This window comes from Streptomyces nanhaiensis, from assembly GCF_046614825.1.
Taxonomy (GTDB): domain Bacteria; phylum Actinomycetota; class Actinomycetes; order Streptomycetales; family Streptomycetaceae; genus Streptomyces; species Streptomyces radiopugnans.
Map to the genome: position 1 here is coordinate 1 of NZ_JBKJFM010000119.1, position 20,208 is coordinate 20,208.

Annotated in this window: 17 protein-coding genes and 1 pseudogene; 13 read left to right on the top strand and 5 right to left on the bottom strand. The window is 72.6% G+C overall.

Annotation, left to right across the window (positions count from 1 at the left end; translation table 11 throughout):
• From ftsW to ACLIYP_RS22370, 9 genes are all read left to right on the top strand, one after another.
• On the top strand, positions 1–1,469 hold a 1,469-nt coding region (gene ftsW / locus ACLIYP_RS22330), incomplete at its 5' end, for a putative lipid II flippase FtsW (protein WP_412714902.1).
• Positions 1,470–1,475: 6 nt separating this feature from the next.
• Positions 1,476–2,570, top strand: coding sequence for an undecaprenyldiphospho-muramoylpentapeptide beta-N-acetylglucosaminyltransferase (gene murG / locus ACLIYP_RS22335; RefSeq protein WP_410538918.1), 1,095 nt, complete (start codon positions 1,476–1,478; stop codon positions 2,568–2,570).
• A gap of 32 nt (positions 2,571–2,602) precedes the next feature.
• Entirely contained in the window at positions 2,603–3,499 is an 897-nt protein-coding gene (locus ACLIYP_RS22340) for a cell division protein FtsQ/DivIB (RefSeq protein ID WP_412714903.1), read from the top strand.
• Between the two features lie 276 nt (positions 3,500–3,775).
• Entirely contained in the window at positions 3,776–5,035 is a 1,260-nt protein-coding gene (ftsZ, locus tag ACLIYP_RS22345; protein ID WP_093655217.1) for a cell division protein FtsZ, read from the top strand.
• 11 nt (positions 5,036–5,046) lie between these two features.
• Positions 5,047–5,820: a peptidoglycan editing factor PgeF gene (gene pgeF / locus ACLIYP_RS22350; RefSeq protein ID WP_412714904.1), complete on the top strand. Its 774-nt coding sequence runs from the start codon at positions 5,047–5,049 to the stop codon at positions 5,818–5,820.
• A complete protein-coding gene (locus tag ACLIYP_RS22355; RefSeq protein ID WP_412714905.1) occupies positions 5,817–6,560 on the top strand; it encodes a YggS family pyridoxal phosphate-dependent enzyme in 744 nt (247 codons plus the stop codon). Before pgeF ends, ACLIYP_RS22355 begins: the two co-directional genes overlap by 4 nt.
• Before the next feature lie 213 nt (positions 6,561–6,773).
• Positions 6,774–7,418, top strand: a complete 645-nt coding sequence (locus ACLIYP_RS22360) for a cell division protein SepF (RefSeq protein ID WP_410538923.1) — start codon at positions 6,774–6,776, stop codon at positions 7,416–7,418.
• A 67-nt stretch (positions 7,419–7,485) separates the two neighbouring features.
• A complete protein-coding gene (locus ACLIYP_RS22365; RefSeq protein WP_093655225.1) occupies positions 7,486–7,770 on the top strand; it encodes a YggT family protein in 285 nt (94 codons plus the stop codon).
• A 48-nt stretch (positions 7,771–7,818) separates the two neighbouring features.
• Entirely contained in the window at positions 7,819–8,925 is a 1,107-nt protein-coding gene (locus tag ACLIYP_RS22370; protein ID WP_412714906.1) for a DivIVA domain-containing protein, read from the top strand.
• Between the two features lie 215 nt (positions 8,926–9,140).
• Here ACLIYP_RS22370 and ileS read toward each other — a convergent pair whose 3' ends face one another.
• Positions 9,141–12,323, bottom strand: coding sequence for an isoleucine--tRNA ligase (gene ileS, locus ACLIYP_RS22375; RefSeq protein WP_412714907.1), 3,183 nt, complete (start codon positions 12,321–12,323; stop codon positions 9,141–9,143).
• A gap of 771 nt (positions 12,324–13,094) precedes the next feature.
• Between ileS and ACLIYP_RS22380 the strand changes: the two genes are divergently transcribed.
• The 3 genes from ACLIYP_RS22380 to ACLIYP_RS22390 all read left to right on the top strand — a co-directional run bounded on the left by ACLIYP_RS22380 (position 13,095) and on the right by ACLIYP_RS22390 (position 15,292).
• Complete coding sequence (locus ACLIYP_RS22380; RefSeq protein WP_412714908.1) at positions 13,095–13,580, top strand: TraR/DksA family transcriptional regulator; 486 nt, start codon at positions 13,095–13,097, stop codon at positions 13,578–13,580.
• 115 nt (positions 13,581–13,695) lie between these two features.
• Entirely contained in the window at positions 13,696–14,256 is a 561-nt protein-coding gene (gene lspA / locus ACLIYP_RS22385) for a signal peptidase II (protein ID WP_412714914.1), read from the top strand.
• Positions 14,257–14,350: 94 nt separating this feature from the next.
• Positions 14,351–15,292 (top strand): RluA family pseudouridine synthase, encoded by a 942-nt coding sequence (locus tag ACLIYP_RS22390; RefSeq protein WP_412714909.1) that lies wholly within the window; start codon positions 14,351–14,353, stop codon positions 15,290–15,292.
• An 82-nt stretch (positions 15,293–15,374) separates the two neighbouring features.
• Here the strand turns inward: ACLIYP_RS22390 and ACLIYP_RS22395 are convergent, their stop codons facing one another.
• Positions 15,375–16,517: a mechanosensitive ion channel family protein gene (locus tag ACLIYP_RS22395; RefSeq protein WP_412714910.1), complete on the bottom strand. Its 1,143-nt coding sequence runs from the start codon at positions 16,515–16,517 to the stop codon at positions 15,375–15,377.
• A 139-nt stretch (positions 16,518–16,656) separates the two neighbouring features.
• On the opposite strand from ACLIYP_RS22395, the gene ACLIYP_RS22400 reads away from it, so the two are divergent.
• Positions 16,657–17,247: a dienelactone hydrolase family protein gene (locus ACLIYP_RS22400; protein ID WP_412714911.1), complete on the top strand. Its 591-nt coding sequence runs from the start codon at positions 16,657–16,659 to the stop codon at positions 17,245–17,247.
• A gap of 55 nt (positions 17,248–17,302) precedes the next feature.
• Here the strand turns inward: ACLIYP_RS22400 and ACLIYP_RS22405 are convergent, their stop codons facing one another.
• From ACLIYP_RS22405 to ACLIYP_RS22415, 3 genes and pseudogenes are all read right to left on the bottom strand, one after another.
• The gene (locus ACLIYP_RS22405) at positions 17,303–18,961 is read right to left on the bottom strand and encodes an alkaline phosphatase D family protein (RefSeq protein ID WP_412714912.1); all 1,659 of its coding nucleotides are present in this window, start codon (positions 18,959–18,961) and stop codon (positions 17,303–17,305) included.
• Between the two features lie 217 nt (positions 18,962–19,178).
• The gene (locus ACLIYP_RS22410) at positions 19,179–19,970 is read right to left on the bottom strand and encodes a thioredoxin domain-containing protein (RefSeq protein WP_412714913.1); all 792 of its coding nucleotides are present in this window, start codon (positions 19,968–19,970) and stop codon (positions 19,179–19,181) included.
• Positions 19,971–20,019: 49 nt separating this feature from the next.
• Positions 20,020–20,208: pseudogene (locus ACLIYP_RS22415) on the bottom strand (hypothetical protein); the annotation flags it as partial.

A 20,208-nucleotide genomic window follows, 5' to 3' on the forward strand; every position in this document is an offset into this window, starting at 1 on the left:
GTACGGCCGGGCCGGCACCGTCTGTTCCACCGGTGCGCCCGGGGCGCGGCACCGCGCTGCGCGAGGCACAGCGCTCCCGTCCCGGCCCCCGCACGGCGCGTCCGGGCACTGCGCGCGCCCCGCGTCCCGCCGCCGCGCCCCGGCCGTCCGGCGCCGGACGGCCCGCGCCCGGGAGCGCCCCCAAGCGCCCCCCGCGCGGCCCGCGCCGTGCCGTGGACGCGGTCCGCGGGCTCCACCTGCGGGCGAGGCACGCCTGGGACCGGCCGCTGACCGCCTACTACCTGATCCTCGGCGGCAGCCTGATGATCCTCGCCCTCGGTCTGGTGATGGTCTTCTCCGCCTCGCAGATCGAGGCGCTGGGCTCCGGGCTGCCCTCCGCCTACTACTTCCGCAAACAGCTGCTGGCCGCCGTCCTGGGCGGCGTTCTGCTGGTGGCGGCCGCCCGGATGCCGGTGGCCCTCCAGCGCGGGCTGGCCTACCCGCTGCTGGCCGTCTCCGTCTTCCTGCTCTGCCTGGTCCAGGTGCCGGGGATCGGGCACGAGGTCAAGGGCAACCAGAACTGGATCCAGCTCGGCGGCCCCTTCCAGTTCCAGCCCAGCGAGGTCGCCAAGCTCGCCCTGGTGCTGTGGGGGGCTGACCTGCTGGCGCGCAAGGGCGACAGGCGGCTGCTGAACCAGTGGAAGCACATGCTGGTGCCGCTCGTCCCGGTGACCTTCCTGCTGCTCGGCCTGATCATGCTGGGCCGGGACATGGGCACCTCGCTCATCCTCGCCGCGATCCTCGTCGGACTGCTCTGGCTGGCCGGTGCGCCGGTGCGGCTGTTCGCCGGGGTCCTCGCCGTCGCCGGGGCGCTGGGAGCCCTCCTGATCGCGACCAGCGGCAACCGGATGGCCCGGTTCGCCTGCCTGGGCGCCACCGACCCCGGACCCAACGACCAGTGCTGGCAGGCCGTCCACGGCATCTACGCCCTGGCGTCGGGCGGATGGTTCGGTTCCGGGCTGGGCGACAGCATGGAGAAATGGGGACAACTGCCCGAACCGCACACCGACTTCATCTTCGCCGTGACCGGGGAGGAACTCGGCCTGGCGGGGACGCTGCCGGTGCTCGCCCTTTTCGCCGCTCTAGGCTATGCGGGTATCCGCGTGGCAGGACGCACGGAGGACCCCTTCGTCAGGTACGCCGCGGGAGGTGTGACCACCTGGATCACGGCCCAGGCCGTGGTCAACATCGGTGCGGTGCTCGGCCTGCTGCCGATCGCCGGTGTCCCGCTCCCGCTGTTCTCCTACGGAGGTTCCGCCCTGCTGCCGACGATGTTCGCCGTCGGGCTGCTGATCTCCGCCGCGAGATCGGAACCCGCCGCGAAGGCGGCACTGGCCATGCGGCAGCCTGCTGTGAGAAAGAAGCTGGCTGGGGTGAGACGGAAGACGATGGGACGGAGTGCCGTACGGCGCCCGTCCGGAGAGCGGTGAAATTCGGTGCATGTCGTACTCGCCGGTGGGGGGACCGCCGGCCACATCGAGCCCGCGCTCGCCCTCGCGGACGCCCTGCGCAGGCAGGACCCGACCGTGGGGATCACGGCACTCGGCACGGAGCGCGGACTCGAGACCCGGCTCGTCCCGGAGAGGGGCTACGACCTGGAGCTGATCCCGGCCGTGCCCCTGCCGCGCAAACCCACTCCCGAGCTGATCACCGTGCCGGGAAGGCTGCGCGGCACCATCAAGGCCGCGGAGCAGGTCCTGGAGCGGACCAAGGCCGACTGCGTGGTCGGCTTCGGCGGCTATGTGGCGCTGCCCGGCTACCTCGCGGCCAAGCGGCTCGGGGTGCCGATCGTCATCCACGAGGCCAACGCCCGCCCGGGCCTGGCCAACAAGATCGGCTCCCGCTACACCGACTACGTCGCCGTCTCCACCCCGGACAGCAAGCTGCGGCACGCCCGCTACGTCGGCATCCCGCTGCGCCGCTCGATCGCCACCCTGGACCGGGCGGCGATGCGCGCCGAGGGGCGGGCCGCCTTCGGCCTCGACCCCGGTCTGCCCACCCTGCTGGTCACCGGCGGCTCCCAGGGGGCCCGGCGGCTCAACGAGGTCGTCCAGGCCGTCGCCCCCGGCCTCCAGCGCTCCGGCGTCCAGATCCTGCACGCGGTCGGCCCGAAGAACGAGCTGCCGCAGGTGGACAACATGCCCGGGATGCCGCCCTACGTCCCGGTGTCGTACCTGGACCGGATGGACCTGGCGTACGCCGCGGCCGACATGATGCTCTGCCGCGCGGGCGCGATGACGGTCGCCGAGCTGTCCGCCGTCGGACTGCCGGCCGCCTACGTCCCGCTGCCCATCGGCAACGGCGAGCAGCGGCTGAACGCCCAGCCGGTGGTCAAGGCGGGCGGCGGACTCCTCGTCGACGACGCCGAACTGTCGCCGGAGTGGATCCAGTCCAACGTCCTGCCGGTGCTCACCGACCCGCACCGGCTGTACGACATGTCGCGGGCCGCCGCCGAGTTCGGGCGCAGGGACGCCGACGAACTGCTGGTCGGCATGGTGTACGAGGCGATCGCGGCACACCGCCGGGGCTGAGGCCGCAGGCGGGGCGCGGGAGAGCAGGGAGCGTGGCCGGACGGACGGCGGCCGCCGGGCGAGGCGGCCGCGACCAGCGTGACCCCCGCGGGCCGGGAGCGGGCTCGGGGCCGCCCCCGGTCCCGCCGCCGGGCCGGTGGCTCCGGCGTCGCCGCGCGCCCCGCCTTCCGGAGGGCCGCGGACGCCGCCGTCTGCTGCTCGCCCTCGCCCTCGGCCCGGCGCTGCTGATCGGCGGCCTGGCCCTGTGGCTGCTCTACGGCTCCGCGTGGCTGCGGGTGGAGAGCGTCACGGTCACCGGCCAGAGGGTCCTGACGGAGCGGCAGGTCCTCGACGCCGCCGGCGTCCCCCTCGGCGAACCCCTCGTCTCGGTCGATCCCGGCGAGGTGGAGCGGCGGCTGCTGGAGGCGCTGCCGCGGATCGGCTCCGTGGAGGCGGCCCGCTCCTGGCCGCACGGTGTGGAGCTGACGGTCACGGAGAGAAAAGCCGTGGTCGTGATGGTGCAGGACGCGGAGAACGGGGAAGGCGGGGGAGACGAGGACGGCACGAGGGGGCGGCGCTATGCCGAGGTGGACGGTGAGGGGGTGCTGTTCGGCACGGTCGCCGAACGGCCCGCGGGCGTCCCCCTGCTCGCCCTGGACCTCGCCGGATCCCCCAGCGGGCACCGCTTCGGACCCGAGGCGATGCGCGCGGAGGCGGTCGGGGTCGCCGCGGCCCTCCCCGAGCGGGTGCGCCGCGACACCCGGACCATCCGGGTCCGCTCCTACGACTCCATCACCCTGGAGATGAGCGGCGGGCGCACGGTGGTGTGGGGGAGCGGTGAGGACAGCGAAGCGAAGGCCAGATCGCTCACCCTGCTGATGAAAGCCGCCGACGGTGCGGAGAGATTCGACGTGAGTGTTCCCGGCACACCGGCGGCGTCGGGGAGTTGACGTACGTACGTGCAGGCCAGCACCCTGGTTGGCTACCGCGTTGCCTGATCACATAGGGTGAGAAGAAAAACGGGAGGTTCGGCGTGTTCATTGAACGCGAACCACTTGTCGACCTAGTGTCCGTTCCAAAGAATCCGAGGAACGACAGACATTGGTAACCCTAAACTTGAACGTTAGGGTTCGGGTCGGCGTCCGGACCGTCCCACTCGGCATAGGTCGGCGCACCGCAACCATCGTGGAGCGGCGACACGTAACTCGAGGCGAGAGGCCTTCGACGTGGCAGCACCGCAGAACTACCTCGCAGTCATCAAGGTCGTCGGTATCGGCGGCGGTGGCGTCAACGCCATCAACAGGATGATCGAGGTCGGTCTCAAGGGCGTCGAGTTCATCGCGATCAACACCGACGCACAGGCCCTGCTGATGAGCGACGCCGACGTCAAGCTCGACGTCGGCCGCGAGCTCACCCGCGGCCTCGGCGCCGGCGCCAACCCCGATGTCGGCCGCAAGGCAGCCGAGGACCACCGGGAGGAGATCGAGGAGGTCCTCAAGGGGGCCGACATGGTCTTCGTCACCGCCGGCGAGGGCGGCGGCACCGGCACCGGCGGCGCGCCCGTCGTCGCGAACATCGCACGTTCTCTCGGCGCCCTCACCATCGGCGTCGTCACCCGCCCGTTCACCTTCGAGGGCCGCCGCCGGGCCAACCAGGCCGAGGACGGCATCGCGGCCCTGCGCGACGAGGTCGACACCCTCATCGTCATCCCCAACGACCGGCTGCTGTCCATCTCGGACCGCCAGGTGAGCGTGCTCGACGCGTTCAAGTCCGCGGACCAGGTGCTGCTGTCGGGTGTCCAGGGCATCACCGACCTCATCACCACCCCCGGCCTGATCAACCTGGACTTCGCGGACGTCAAGTCCGTGATGTCCGAGGCCGGTTCGGCCCTCATGGGCATCGGCTCGGCGCGCGGCGACGACCGCGCGGTGGCCGCGGCCGAGATGGCGATCTCCTCGCCGCTGCTGGAGGCGTCCATCGACGGCGCCCGCGGCGTGCTGCTCTCCATCTCCGGCGGCTCCGACCTCGGTCTGTTCGAGATCAACGAGGCCGCGCAGCTGGTGAGCGAGGCCGCGCATCCGGAGGCGAACATCATCTTCGGCGCGGTCATCGACGACGCCCTCGGCGACGAGGTCCGGGTCACCGTCATCGCGGCGGGCTTCGACGGCGGGCAGCCGCCGGCCAAGAACCGCGACAAGGTGCTCGGTTCGTACGCCGGCGGCAAGGAGGAGGCACCGGCCGCCCCGCGCCCGGTGCCCTCCGAGCCCGACCGGCCGTCCTTCGGCGGGCTCGGCTCGGTCACCCCGCGCGAGGACGAGCCGTCCCCGGCCGTCCCGCTGGCGGACTCCCCGTCCGCCTACGGCGCGGGTTCCTCCTCGCCGCGCTCGGGCGAGACCGGTCCGTCCCCGGCCCCGCAGGTCCCGCCGGCCCGTCCCTACCAGGACGGTTCGGCCGAGGAGCTCGACGTGCCCGACTTCCTCAAGTAGGCACCACGAGCGTGATAACACAGCACGACACCGTGAGCGGCGCGCACTTCGCCACCACCGACAGGTGGGGCGGGGTGAGCGCCGCTCCGTATGACGAACTCAACCTCGGCGGCGCGGTCGGGGACGACCCCGGCGCCGTGAGGGCCAACCGGGAGCTGGCGGCGAGGGCGCTCGGCCTGGACCCGGCCTCGGTGGTCTGGATGAACCAGGTGCACGGGCGCGACGCGGCCGTCGTCACCGGGCCGTGGCGCGACGGCGACGTGCCGTGCGTGGACGCGGTCGTGACCGCCCGCCGGGGCCTGGCGCTGGCCGTGCTGACCGCCGACTGCGTCCCCGTCCTCCTCGCCGACCCCGTCGCCGGAGTGGCCGGAGCCGCGCACGCCGGGCGGCCCGGACTGGTCGCCGGGGTGATCCCGGCGGTGGTCGAGGCGATGGGATCCCTCGGCGCGGACCCGGCCCGCACGGTCGTCCGCATCGGCCCCTCGGTGTGCGGGGGCTGCTACGAGGTGCCGGAGCGGATGCGCGAGGAGGTCGCGGCCGTGGTGCCCGAGGCGTACGCCACCACCAGGCGGGGCACCCCGGCGGTCGACGTCGCGGCCGGTGTGCGCGCCCAGTTGGCCCGGCTCGGAGTGCCAAAGCCGCCGGAGCCGCCGGTCTGCACGATGGAGTCCCCGGACCACTACTCCTACCGCCGGGAGAGGACCACCGGACGGCTGGCCGGCTACGTATGGCTGGAGGCTCCCGCCGGCGGGGCGGGAGAGGCCGACGGGGAGACCGCCGCATGACCGACCGCAGAACCGACCGCAGTGCCGACCGCAGAGCCGAACTGGCCGCGAACCTCGCCCGGGTGGAGGAGCGCATCACCCGCGCTTGTGTCACCGCGGGGCGCGCGCGGGAGGACGTGACCCTGGTCGTCGTCACCAAGACCCGCCCCGCCGACGATGTGCGGCTGCTGGCCGGACTCGGGGTGCGGCACGTGGCGGAGAACCGGGACCAGGAGGCGGCGCCCAAGGCCGAGGCTTGCGCGGACCTCCCCCTCACCTGGCACTTCGTGGGGCAGCTGCAGACCAACAAGGTCCGGTCCGTGGCCCGCTACGCCGACTTCGTGCACTCGGTCGACCGGCCCCGGCTGGTCGGCGCGCTCTCCTCGGCGGCCGAACGCGAGGGCCGGCGGATCGGCTGCCTGCTGCAGGTCGCGCTCGACCGGGAGGCGGGCGCGGCCGGCGGACGCGGCGGCGCGGCGCCGGAGGAGCTGGGGGAGTTGGCCGACGAGGTGGCCGCCGCCCCGGGCCTCCGGCTCGCGGGCGTGATGACGGTCGCACCCCTCTCCGGGCCGTACGCCGGCAGGCCGGGAGCCGCTTTCGAGCGGCTGGTGGAAATCTCGACCGCCCTACGGGCCGGTCATCCTGCTGCGACCATGGTCTCGGCGGGGATGAGCGGGGATCTCGAAGAGGCGGTGGCGGCCGGTGCGACACATGTGCGCATCGGCAGTGCGGTACTCGGAGTACGACCCGGGCTCCGGTAACGTCGCCAAGCAAGTCGGACCACAGCAGAAAATATGGTCATTCCCGCCCAGTGTGGATGACCGCGTGGATCCAGGGGCACCGGTGACGGAGTCTTGGGTCTTGGGGCCTCCCTTCGGAGGCACCGGAGGCAGAATGGGGTTCCCGCCGCAGGCAGGGGACGGGGCCTCCCCGCCGAAGGCCGGGGAACCACCACAGAGCGGAGGACGCAGAGAATGGCCGGCGCGATGCGCAAGATGGCGGTCTACCTCGGCCTCGTGGAGGACGATGGGTACGACGGCCCGGGGTTCGACCCCGACGACGAGTTCGAGCCCGAGCCGGAGCCCGACAGGGACCGGCGGCACCAGGCGCACCAGCCTCTGGGGGCTCCCGCGGCGAAGTCCGACGGGGAGCAGGAGGCCGACGAGCCGGTGCGGGTCGTCCACCCTCCCGCCCACCGGGAACGGGAGCAGGCTCCTGCGATCGCCGCCGAAAACGGACGGCACGGGAGGATTGCCCCCGTGTCATCCATCACACCCGAACGCCAGAACCTGGAGAAGAACGCACCGGTGATCATGCCCAAGGTCGTGTCCGAGCGGGAACCCTACCGGATCACCACGCTGCACCCCCGGACGTACAACGAAGCCCGTACCATCGGGGAACACTTCCGAGAGGGTACCCCGGTGATCATGAACCTGACCGAGATGGACGACACGGACGCGAAGCGTCTGGTCGACTTCGCGGCGGGTCTGGTGTTCGGTCTCCATGGGAGTATCGAGCGGGTGACACAGAAGGTCTTCCTCCTGTCTCCTGCTAACGTCGATGTCACGGCGGAGGACAAGGCCCGCATCGCAGAGGGCGGGTTCTTCAACCAGAGCTGAGAGTCAGTACAACCGGACGGGCCGGCCGACGGGCCGGACGCGACCAAAGGGGAGAGGGAAGCGCACGATGGGCGTCGTACAGCAGGTGGTCCTCATTGTGCTGCAGGTCTTCCTGGTCGTGCTGATCTTCCGCCTGGTGATGGACTACGTCTTCATGTTCGCCCGCTCATGGCAGCCCGGCAAGGCGATGGTGGTCGTCCTGGAGGCCACCTACACTGTCACTGATCCGCCACTCAAGCTGCTGCGGAGGTTCATACCGCCGCTGCGCTTCGGGGGCGTGGCGCTCGACCTGTCCTTCTTCGTACTGATGATCATCGTCTACATCCTGATCAGTGTCGTGGCCAGGCTGTGAGCGATACGGTCTTGCCGATATGCCGATGACTTACGTTGAGGTGAAGAGATGCCGCTGACCCCCGAGGACGTGCGGAACAAGCAGTTCACAACCGTCCGCCTGCGAGAGGGCTACGACGAGGACGAGGTCGATGCCTTCCTCGACGAGGTCGAGGCCGAACTGACGCGTCTGCTCCGGGAGAACGAGGATCTGCGCGCCAAGCTGGCCGCCGCGACGCGGGCCGCCGCGCAGAACCAGCAGCAGGGCATGCGCAAACCCGAGCCCCAGCAGCAGGAACGGCCGGGTCCCGTGCCCGCCGCCATATCGGGACCGCAGCCGGTCCCGCCGGGGCAGATGGGCGGTCCGCCCCAGTTGCCCGGCGGTGCGCCGCAGCTGCCCGCAGGTCCCGGCGGGCACGGCCCGCAGGGCGGTCCGATGGGCCCCGGCCCGATGGGCGGTCACGGCGGTCCGGGCGGGCCCGGCCCGATGGGCGGCCACGGCGGTCCCGGTGGCCCGGGCATGCACCAGCAGGGCCAGGGGCCGGGCGGCGACAGCGCGGCCCGTGTGCTGTCGCTGGCGCAGCAGACCGCGGACCAGGCGATCGCGGAGGCCCGTTCCGAGGCCAACAAGATCGTCGGTGAGGCGCGCAGCCGCGCCGAGGGCCTGGAGCGGGACGCCCGCGCCAAGGCCGACGCGCTGGAGCGGGACGCGCAGGAGAAGCACCGTGTCGCGATGGGCTCGCTGGAGTCCGCCCGCGCCACGCTGGAGCGCAAGGTCGAGGACCTGCGCGGCTTCGAGCGCGAGTACCGCACCCGCCTGAAGTCCTACCTGGAGAGCCAGCTCCGCCAGCTGGAGAACCAGGCCGACGACTCCCTGGCCCCGCCGCGCACCCCGGCAACGGCCTCGCTGCCGCCGTCTCCCTCGATGGCGTCGGCGGGCGCACCGGGCGGCGGCGCCATGGGCGGCCACCAGTCCATGGGCGGCGGCCAGTCGATGGGCGGCCCGGGCGGTCACGGCGGTCACAACCAGGGCGGCGGTCAGACCTACGGTGGGCAGCAGCAGATGTCCCCGGCGATGACCCAGCCGATGGCTCCCGTGCGGCCGCAGGGTCCGCAGCCGATGCAGCAGGCACCCTCGCCGATGCGCGGCTTCCTCATCGACGAGGACGACAACTGACGCAGCCGCCGTAGGCGGCGGGCGAATCGGATCGGCATATCGCAGAGGGCCGGGCCCGGGATCGAAGATCCCGGGCCCGGCCCTCTGGTGTGCCCGTTCCGTCCGGCCGCTCCGGCCGCTCCGGCCGCTCCGGCCGCTCCGCACTCCGGCGCAGCGGTGCCCCGTGCCGGTGCCCCGAGCCGGCGGGCGGCCCGGGGCACCGGGGCGGCCGCCGGTCAGACGCGGCGCAGCCGGAAGGCCAGGGACAGCGACTCGTCCTCGAACGGCTCGCCGAAGGAGTCGTCGCCCTCGCCCTCGGCGTAGTCCGTCGCCAGGACCTCGTCCGCGATCAGGGCCTGGTGCTCGGCCAGCGCCCGGGCGACCTCCTCGTCGTCCGACCGCCACCGCAGGGCGATCCGGTCGGCGACGTCCAGGCCGCTGTTCTTGCGCGCCTCCTGGATCAGCCGGATCGCGTCACGGGCGAGCCCCGCCCGCCGCAGCTCCGGGGTGATCTCCAGATCCAGGGCGACCGTGGCGCCGGCGTCGGAGGCCACCGACCAGCCCTCGCGCGGGGTCTCGGTGATGATGACCTCCTCCGGGGAGAGCGCGATGGTCTCGCCGTCGACCTCCACCGCCGCCGTGCCGGCGCGCAGCGCCGCCGACAGCGCCGCCGCGTCCGCCTCGGCGATGGCCTTGGCGACCGGCTGGGTGCGCTTGCCGAACCGGCGGCCCAGCGCACGGAAGTTGGCCTTGGCGGTGGTGTCCACCAGGGAGCCGCCGACCTCGGACAGGGAGGCGAGCGAGGTGACGTTCAGCTCCTCGGCGATCTGCTCGCGCAGGTCGTCGCTGAGCAGCTCGAAGCCCTGCGCCGCCAGCAGCGCGCGGGACAGCGGCTGCCGGGTCTTGACCCCCGACTCCGCACGCGTGGCCCGGCCCAGCTCCACCAGCCGCCGCACCAGCAGCATGTCGCGGGACAGGTCCGGGTCGACGGCCGACAGATCGGCCTCGGGCCAGGTGGCCAGGTGCACGGAGTCCGGCGCGCCGGGGGTGACGGGGACGACCAGGTCCTGCCAGACCCGCTCGGTGATGAACGGCACCAGCGGGGCCATCAGCCGGGTGACGGTCTCCAGCACGTCGTGCAGGGTGCGCAGCGCCGCCGCGTCGCCCTGCCAGAAGCGGCGCCGGGAGCGGCGCACGTACCAGTTGGACAGGTCGTCCACGAAGGTGGACAGCAGCTTGCCGGTGCGCTGGGTGTCGTAGGCCTCCATGGCCTGGGTGCACTGGTCGACCAGGGCGTGCAGCTCGCTGAGCAGCCAGCGGTCCAGCAGCGGGCGCGCCTGCGGGGCCGGGTCGGACTCCGACGGCGCCCAGCCGGAGGTGCGGGCGTACAGCGCCTGGAAGGCGACGGTGTTCCAGTAGGTCAGCAGGGTCTTGCGGACGACCTCCTGGATCGTGCCGTGCCCGACGCGCCGCGCGCTCCACGGGGATCCGCCCGCGGCCATGAACCAGCGCACCGCGTCCGCGCCGTGCCGGTCCATCAGCGGGATGGGCTCCAGGATGTTGCCCAGGTGCTTGGACATCTTCCGGCCGTCCTCGGCGAGGATGTGGCCCAGGCAGACCACGTTCTCGTAGGAGGAGCGGTCGAAGACGAGCGTGCCGACCGCCATCAGCGTGTAGAACCAGCCGCGGGTCTGGTCGATGGCCTCGGAGATGAACTGCGCCGGGTAGCGCTTCTCGAAGACGTCCTTGTTGCGGTACGGGTAGCCCCACTGGGCGAAGGGCATCGAGCCCGAGTCGTACCAGGCGTCGATGACCTCCGGGACGCGGACGGCCGTCAGCGAGCAGCCCTCGGCGGTGCAGCCGAAGACGACGTCGTCGATGTACGGGCGGTGCGGGTCCAGGCCGGACTGGTCGGTGCCGGTCAGCTCCGACAGCTCCGCCAGCGAGCCGACGCAGGTGAGGTGGCCCTCCTCGCAGCGCCAGATGGGCAGCGGGGTGCCCCAGTAGCGGTTGCGGGACAGGGCCCAGTCGATGTTGTTGTCCAGCCAGTCGCCGTAGCGGCCGTGCTTGACCGACTCCGGGAACCAGTTGGTCCGCTCGTTCTCCCGCAGCAGGGCGTCCTTGATCGCGGTGGTGCGGATGTACCAGGACGGCTGCGCGTAGTAGAGCAGCGCGGTGTGGCAGCGCCAGCAGTGCGGGTAGCTGTGCTCGTAGGGCAGGTGGCGGAAGAGCAGGCCGCGGGCGTCGAGGTCGGCGACCAGAGCCTCGTCGGCCTTCTTGAAGAACTGCCCGCCGACCAGTCCCAGGTCCTCCTCGAAGGTGCCGTCGGGCCGGACGGGGTTGACCACCGGCAGCCCGTAGGCACGGCAGGTGAGCAGGTCGTCCTCGCCGAAGGCGGGGGACTGGTGGACCAGACCGGTGCCGTCCTCGGTGGTGACGTACTCGGCGTTGAGGACGAAGTGGGCGCCCTCGATCTCCACCAGGTCGAACGGGCGGCGGTAGGTCCAGCGCTCCATCTCGCGGCCGGTGAAGGTCTGTCCGGTGGCGCTCCAGCCTTCTCCCGGGCCTGACGGCCCGGGAGGTGTCCCCGCCCCCAGCGCCTTGGCCAGCAGCGGCTCGGCCACCACCAGCTTCTCGGCACCGTCGGTGACCACCGCGTAGGTGACGTCGGGGTGGGCGGCCACGGCGGTGTTGGACACCAGCGTCCAGGGCGTGGTCGTCCACACCAGCAGCGAGGCCTCGCCGGCCAGCGGGCCGGAGGTCAGCGGGAAGCGGACGTAGACCGAGGGGTCCACGACCGTCTCGTAGCCCTGCGCCAGCTCGTGGTCGGACAGGCCGGTGCCGCAGCGCGGGCACCAGGGCGCCACACGGTGGTCCTGGACGAGCAGGCCCTTGCCGAAGATCTCCTTCAGCGACCACCACACGGACTCGATGTAGTCCGGGTCCATCGTCCGGTAGGCGTCGTCCATGTCGACCCAGTAGCCCATCCGGGTCGTCAGCTCGGCGAAGGCGTCGGTGTGCCGGGTCACCGACTCGCGGCACCTGGCGTTGAACTCCGCGATGCCGTAGGCCTCGATGTCCTGCTTGCCGTTGAAGCCCAGCTCCTTCTCCACCGCCAGCTCCACCGGCAGGCCGTGGCAGTCCCAGCCGGCCTTGCGCGCCACGTGGTAGCCGCGCATGGTGCGGAAGCGGGGGAAGACGTCCTTGAAGACGCGGGCCTCGATGTGGTGCGCGCCGGGCATGCCGTTCGCGGTCGGCGGGCCCTCGTAGAACACCCACTCGGGACGGCCCTCGGACTGCTCCAGGCTGCGGGCGAAGACCTTGTTCTCGCGCCAGAAGTCCAGCACGGCGCGCTCCAGGGCGGGGAGATCCACCTGGGCGGGCACCGGACGGTACTGGGGCGGGGACTGCGGGCTCATGGTGGGCTTCCTCCAACGGACGTGGTGACTTCCGCCGGAGGGACGAGACCGCCGCCAGTCGGCGCCGGTGCCCGCGGTACCACCCTCCTTGGCGCCGGACGCGTACGCGGGTACGTGTCCACCGCCCTCTCATTGGTGCGGCGATGCCGGTTCTACTCACCGTCCGTCGCACCGCGTGCTGTCGCCGCACGTGCGCGGGGGTTTTCTTCCGGCGGCTCCGGGGTGATCTTCACGCCGCGCTCGCCCCCGGGCTCACACCGTCCCCGGGTCGCTCGTGGCCGCATACGGACGCTACTCGTCCCCTTCGACGCCTCTCGCTCAGCCCAAGTGTAAGGGTGCCTCCCAATGGGGGCTGACCGGTTTTCGGCCCGCGGTGCCGGGCAGAACGCTTCGCGAGGGCACGGGTTCCGTCTCCCGGGGAAGCGGGAGCGGACCGGCGTGCCCTGTTGCCGCACGATCGGTGCCGATTTATCGTTCCGGTCACGATTCATACACAAGATAACAATATGTGAAGGGGTCGCGGCCATGGTGGCGAGGGAGTCCGCAGCGAGGAGGGCGCGAGCCGCGCGGGGGCCCGCCGGGGGGAAGGACGCCGGGAGTTCCGCGAGCGCCGGGAATCCCGGGGATCTCGAGGACGCCGAAGACGCCGGGGAACCCGCGAGCGCCGGGAGGGCCGGGAAGAAGCCCTCCGGAGGGAAGTCCGCTGCGAAGAGGGCAGCGGCGAGCACGGGCGCCGGAAAGGCGGCCGACGGGAAGACAGGAGCCGAGACGGTGGTTGCCAAGAAGTCCACGACGGGAGCGCGGGCCGCCGGGCACGCCGCCCCGGTCCCCCCGGCGCGTACGGCCGCGGCCACCGCCGCCCCCGACGAGCTGGCCGTACGGCCCGGAGAGGAGCCCTGGACCGCACAGGAGGTGGAGGATGCGCGCGCTGAGCTGTCCTCGGAGTCCGAGCGGCTGCGCGTGGAGATCCACGCCGCGGAGGAGGCCCTCAACGGCCTGATGCGGGACTCGGCCGACGGCGCCGGGGACGACCAGGCCGACACGGGGACGAAGAACATCACGCGCGAGCACGAGATGGCCCTGGCGGAGAACGCCCGCGAGATGCTCTACCAGACCGAGCGCGCCCTGGACCGCCTGGAGGCCGGGACGTACGGCGTCTGCGAGAACTGCGGCAAGCCGATCGGCAAGGCGCGGATGCAGGCGTTCCCCCGGGCCACCCTCTGCGTCGAGTGCAAGCAGCGGCAGGAGCGCCGCTGACCGCGGCCGGCCGCCGGCGCCCGCCGCCTCCGGGGTGTGACGTACCCTGCATCACGTGACAGAGGTGGAACGGGCCGGCGAGCAGCCGGGCGAGGCGCAGACCGAGACCGAGACCGTGGACACAGCCGCCGGCCGGGCCGCGACCGGGGCCGGCGGCGGGCCCGGGAGTGCCGCCGGGCCCGCCGGCCGCGGACGCCGGCGGATCGTGGAACTCGCCATCGTGGCGGCCGTCGCCTACGCCCTGGACCTGATCAGCAAGATCATCGTGGTCGAGAAGCTGGAGGGCCACGACCCGATCGAGCTGATCGGCACCTGGCTGCGGTTCCAGGCCGTGCGCAACCCGGGCGCCGCCTTCGGCATCGGCGAGGCCCTCACCGTCGTCTTCACCGTCATCGCCGCGGCCGTGATCGTGGTGATCGCGCGGATCGCCCGCAAGCTCTACAGCACGCCCTGGGCCATCGCGCTCGGACTGCTGCTGGGCGGGGCCCTGGGCAACCTCACCGACCGGGTCTTCCGCTCGCCCGGTGTCTTCCAGGGCCATGTGGTGGACTTCATCGCGCCCGCCCACTTCGCCGTCTTCAACCTGGCCGACTCGGCGATCGTCTGCGGCGGGGTGCTGATCGTGCTGCTCTCCTTCCGGGGGCTGGACCCCGACGGCACCGTCCACCGGGACTGACCGGAGGCGGCGGGCCCGCGGAGACCGGCCCGCACCGGGCGTGTGCCCCGCCCGCCGAACGGGGGCACCGCCCGCTTCCGGCATACTCGACCGGGTGAGTCAGCTTCCCGAGATCCGCACCCTGCCCGTACCCGACGGCCTGGAGGGCGAGCGCATAGACGCGGCCCTGGCCAGGATGTTCGGCTTCTCCCGTACGAAGGCGGCCGAGCTGGCCGCCACGGGGAAGGTCCGGCTCGACGGCGGCGAGGTCGGCAAGTCCGAGCGGGTGCGCGGCGGGGCCTGGATCGAGGTCGAGATGCCCGCACCGCCCGCGCCGGTGCAGGTGGTGGCCGAGCCCGTGGAGGGCATGGAGATCGTGCACGACGACGACGACATCGTGGTCGTCGCCAAGCCGATCGGCGTGGCCGCCCATCCCAGCCCCGGCTGGAGCGGCCCCACCGTGATCGGAGGGCTGGCCGCCGCCGGCTTCCGCGTCTCCACCTCGGGCGCGGCCGAGCGGCAGGGCATCGTGCACCGGCTGGACGTGGGAACGTCCGGCCTGATGGTGGTCGCCAAGTCCGAGCGCGCCTACACCCTGCTCAAGCAGCAGTTCCGCGAGCGCACGGTCGACAAGCGCTACCACGCGCTCGTCCAGGGCCATCCCGACCCGCTCAGCGGCACGATCGACGCCCCCATCGGGCGGCACCCCGTGCACGACTACAAGTGGGCCGTCACCGCCGACGGCAAGCCGTCGGTCACCCACTACGACCTCATCGAGGCGTTCCGGGCGGCCAGTCTGCTCGACATCAAGCTGGAGACCGGCCGCACCCACCAGATCCGCGTCCACATGGCCGCCCACCGACACCCGTGCGTCGGCGACACCACCTACGGCGCCGATCCGACGCTGGCCAGGCGCCTGGGACTGACCCGGCAGTGGCTGCACGCGGTACGGCTGGGCTTCGAGCACCCGGCGGACGGCCGCTGGACGGAGTTCTCCAGCGACTACCCCGACGACCTGCAGACCGCTCTGGACAGGATCCGGGCCGAGAGCGCGTAGGACGTGCCGCGGGGCTCCGGCGGACGTCCGAGGCGTCCGCCGGAGCCCCGCGGCCGTGTGTCCGTGGCGCCCGGCCGTCCGCTCAGCTCGGCCTCCGCGCGTCCGGTATGCCCGGCCGCCCGCCGCCTGCCCGGCCGTCCGCGCCCGTCTCCTCCCGCTCCGGGGCCCGCTCCGCTTCCCGCTCGAAGGCCGGGGCCGGAGCCGCCTGCGCGGTGGTGACTCGGGGCAGGGCGTAGGGGTGCTCCCGGTGGAGCCAGGTGATGAGCCCCTCGCGGACCTCGCAGCGCAGCGTCCAGATGTCGTCTGGGCTGCGCGCCGTCATCGTCGCGCGGACCTCGACCGTGGTGGGTGTGGAGTCGGTCACGACCAGGCCCCAGTTGCGGCCGTCCCAGGCGTCGCTGGCGCGCACGATCTCCTCGGTCCTGCGCCGGATCTCGGCGATCGGCGCCGAGTGGTCGAGGTGGAGGTAGACGGTGCCGGTCATCTGCGGGTTGCCGCGGGTCCAGTTCTCGAAGGGCTTGCTGGTGAAGTAGGACACCGGCATGGTGATCCGGCGCTCGTCCCAGGTGAGGACCACCAGATAGGAGGTGGTGATCTCCTCGACCGTCCCCCACTCGCCGTCCACGATCACCGTGTCGCCGATGCGCACCATGTCGCCGAAGGCGATCTGCAGGCCGGCGAAGAGGTTGCCCAGCGTGGACTGGGCGGCGATGCCGGCGACGATGCCGAGCACACCGGCGGAGGCCAGCATGGAGGTGCCCAGCTTCTCCATCGCGGGGAACTGCAGCAGCATCGCCGCACCCGCGATCACCGTGACCACCGCCGTGGCCAGCCGCTTGATCAGCGTCAGCTGGGTGCGCACCCGCCGCACCCGCGCCGCGTCGTGGGCGATCCCGGCGTACCGGGAGTAGGCCGTCTCCACCACGGCGGTCAGCACCCGCAGCATCAGCCACGCGGCGGCCCCGATCAGTATCAGGTTCAGCCACAGGTCGACGGTCCTCTGGTGGTCCCTGGCCAGGTGGGTCTCGTCGGAGAAGGCGTTGAGCAGTCCGACGAAGACCACCGCCCGGAGCGGGACCCTGCCGCTGCGCAGCAGACCCCACAGCGGGGTCTCCGGATGCCGGGCGTCCATGCGCCGCAGCGCTCGGTCCACCGCCCAGCCGACGGCGAACGCCAGGAGGATGGCGCCGCCGAAGACGATCAGCGGCCGCAGCACGTTCTCCATGGTGGTGTGAACTCCTCGGAAGACTCCAGGGGACGGAAGAAGGACCCCACCGACCGTACCTGGCACCATGGGAGGACTCCGCCCCCGGCGCGGCGCCGTGAGACGGATCATGAGGCTGACCTGCTGAGGAAGTGACACCGTGCCCACCGTTGTGATGTTCCACTCCGCCTACGGGCCGCGCCCCGCCGTCGAGGAGGCGGCCGGCAGGCTGCGGGAGGCCGGGCACGAGGTCCACACCCCCGACCTGTACGGCGGGCGGACGGCCGGGACGGTCGAGGAGGGCATGGCGATCAAGGACGGGATCGGCCGCGACGAACTGCTGAGGAGGGCCGTCGCCGCCACCGCTCCGCTCTCGGAGCGCGGGGTGGTGTACGCCGGGTTCTCCCTGGGCGGGGCGATCGCCCAGAACCTCGCGCTCGCCGACACCCGCGCCCGCGGGCTGCTGCTCCTCCACGGCACCTCCGACATCCCCGAGGACGCGGCAGTGGACGACCTGCCCGTGCAGCTCCACGTCGCCGACCCCGACCCCTTCGAGCCGCACGACTGGCTGAACGCCTGGTACCTGCGGATGCGGCGGGCGGGCGCGGACGTCGAGGTGCACCGCTACCCCGGGGCCGGGCACCTGTTCACCGACCCGGACCTGCCGGACCACGACAAGGACGCGGCCGAGCGGACCTGGCGGACCGCGCTCGCCTTCCTGGCCGAGCTGGAGGAGCCGGAGGACCGCTGACCCCGCGCAACGGGAGGCCCGCAGGCCTCGGGCCTCCCGTCGCGCGGGCGCGGTCTCAGCGCACGGGACCGTCCGCGCGCTCCACCCGCTGCGTGCCCGAGCGGGTGCGGTAGGAGCGCACATGGACGGCGGACGCCCGCGGGTCGGTCTTGTCCGACAGCGCGTAGTAGTCCATCTGGGTCCGCTCGGCGTCCACGTCGAGGACGCCGTAGCCGTGCGAGTCCATGTCGAGCCACCTGGTGTGCCGGTTGGCGGCGCGTACGGCGGTCTCCGCGACGGAGGAGACGGTGTGCGGCGGCACCTTCAGGATGTCGTCGATGTTGTCGGAGGTGACGGAGGTGACCACGAACTCCGTGGCGACCGGGGGCTGGAGCGGATACGTCGCGGCCCGGACGGGGACGTCGTTGGCGAAGGCCATGTGGATGTCGCCGGTGAGGAAGACGGTGTTGCCGATGCCGCGGTCGCGCAGGTGCGTCAGCAGCTCGCGCCGGTCGTCGGTGTAGCCGTCCCACTGGTCGACGTTGACGGCCAGGCCCTCGCGGGGCACGCCGAGCAGCTCGGCCAGCGGCCCGAGCAGGTACGCCGGCACGGAGCCGAAGGCCATCGGCGAGATCATCACCGAGGTGCCCACCAGGTGCCACCGGGCGCCGGAGGAGGCCAGGGAGGACTTCAGCCAGTCCAGCTGCGCGCGGCCGGTGATGGTGCGGTCGGGGTCGTCCACGTCGCCGCTGCCGACACCCGCCTGGCGGTCGCGGAAGGAGCGCAGGTCGAGCAGGTGGAGGTCGGCGAGGTCGCCGAAGCGCAGCCGCCGGTAGACGGTGCCCTCGACGGAGGGGCGGACCGGCATCCACTCGAAGTACGCCCGGCGCGCGGCTCTGGCTCGCGCCTCCCACTCGCCCTCCGCGCCGGGGGTGTGGTTCTCCGCGCCGCCGGACCAGGAGTCGTTGGCGGTCTCGTGGTCGTCCCAGATCGCGATGACCGGGTGCGCGGCGTGCAGCGCCCGGAGGTCGGCGTCGCTCTTGTAATGGGCATGGCGCTGCCGGTAGTCGGCCAGGGTGACCGTCTCGTGGACCGGGCGCATCTCGCGGACGACCCCGTCCTTGAGCGGGTACTCGCCCTTTCCGTACTCGTAGATGTAGTCGCCCAGGTGGAGGACGGCGTCGAGGTCGGCACGGGCGGCGAGGTGGCGGTAGGCGGAGAAGAAGCCGCTCTCGTAGTGGGAGCAGGAGACCACCCCGAAGCGGACGCGGTCCGCGGCCGTGCCGTCGGCGGGCGCGGTGCGGGTGCGGCCGGCGGGGGAGAGCACGCCTCCCGCGGAGAAGCGGTAGTGGTACCCCGTGGCCGGGCGCAGCCCGCGCACGTCGGCCTTGACGGTGTGGTCGGTCTCCGCGGTGGCGGTGGTGCGGCCGGAGGCGACGACGCGGGTGAAGGCGCGGTCCTCGGCGACCTCCCAGGCGACCTCCACGGGCGCGCCCAGGCCCGAACCGGGCGTCGCGTCGGGGGTGGGGGTGACCCGGGTCCACAGCAGGACGCCGTCGGGCAGCGGGTCGCCGGAGGCGACGCCGTGGGCGAAGGCCGGGCCGTCCGCGGCCCGGGCGCGCTGCGGGGTGCTCAGCGGCAGCAGCGCGGCGCCGGCGGCGGTCGCGGCGGTGGCCGCGACGACCGTGCGCCGCGTGGGGGCAGGGGTGCGGGATGCGGTGTGGGAGTCGGTCACGGCCGCAGATGCTACGTGCCGGTAGGGCGACGGGACAGGGCGCCGGAAAGAGTTCGCCCACTCGTCGAACGACGTTGTCCTGAAAGCACCGTGAGCCGGACCGCACCCCACCCGGACCGCACCGGACGGGGGCCGCGCCGGACGGGACCGGCCCGCCGGTACGCCGCTTCAGCGGCGTACCGGCGGGCCGGTGAGGCGCCGCCGGTTCATCGGCCGGTCACTTGACGCCGAGCTTCTCCAGTTCGGCGGGCAGCGCGCTGACCTCGACGTCCTTGCCGTCGATCCGTACGGTCGGGGTGCCCTGGACACCGGCCTCGTTGAAGCTGTCGATCATCTCGAGCGCCCACTTGTCGTAGGTGCCCTTCTCGACGGCGGCCTCGAACTCCTTGTTGTCCTTGAGGGCGTCGACGTTCTCCGCGACCTTCAGCAGGTAGTCGTTGTCGGCGAACTTGTCCTCGTTCTCCGGCGGGTGGTGCTCGGCCGAGTACAGCAGGGAGTGGTACTCGCTGAAGGCCTCGGTGCTCACGTCGAGCGCGGCGCCCAGGGCGCTGGCGGCGTTCTTGGAGCCGTCGCCGCCGAAGTTGCCGTCGATGATGCTGCCGAGGTGGATCTGCAGCTTGTACTTGCCGTCCTCCGCGCCCTTCTTGACCGTCTCGCCGAGGGCCTGCTCGAAGTTGGCGCAGGCGGGGCAGCGCATGTCCTCGTAGACGTCGATCGTCTTCTTGGCGCCCTCGTCGCCGATGAGCACGATCGTGCCGTCCTTCCCGGCGGCGTTGGCCGGCTTCACCAGCTTCTTGTCCGCCGCGTCGGCCCAGGACTTGTCGCTGCCGCCGTCGTCCATGTTGGCGACGGCGAAGCCGATGCCGCCCGCGACCGCGAGGATCGCCAGCACCGAGCCGCCGACGACGGCCTGGCGGCGGATCTTGTCCTTCCTGGCCTGCCTCTCGCGCTCGATCTTCAGCCGCTCGCGGGCGGCGCGCTTGGCTTCCTGGCTGTTGCGCTTGCTCATGGGGGTGTGTTCTCCGTGTCCGGTTCGTGATGGGTGGGGACGGTGGTGCTCAGGCGGCGAGGGCCGCGGAGCACGGAGGTCCGCGCCGTACGACGGAGTGGGTCAGCAGGGGGAGCGCGCGGCGCGCTCGGGCGTGGTGGGCGGGGCGCAGCACACGGACGGGTCCCTCGCCGGCCGCGCGCCGGGCGCCGACGGCCAGCAGCAGCGGCCGGAAGACGGCCGCCGCGGCGGCCCGCAG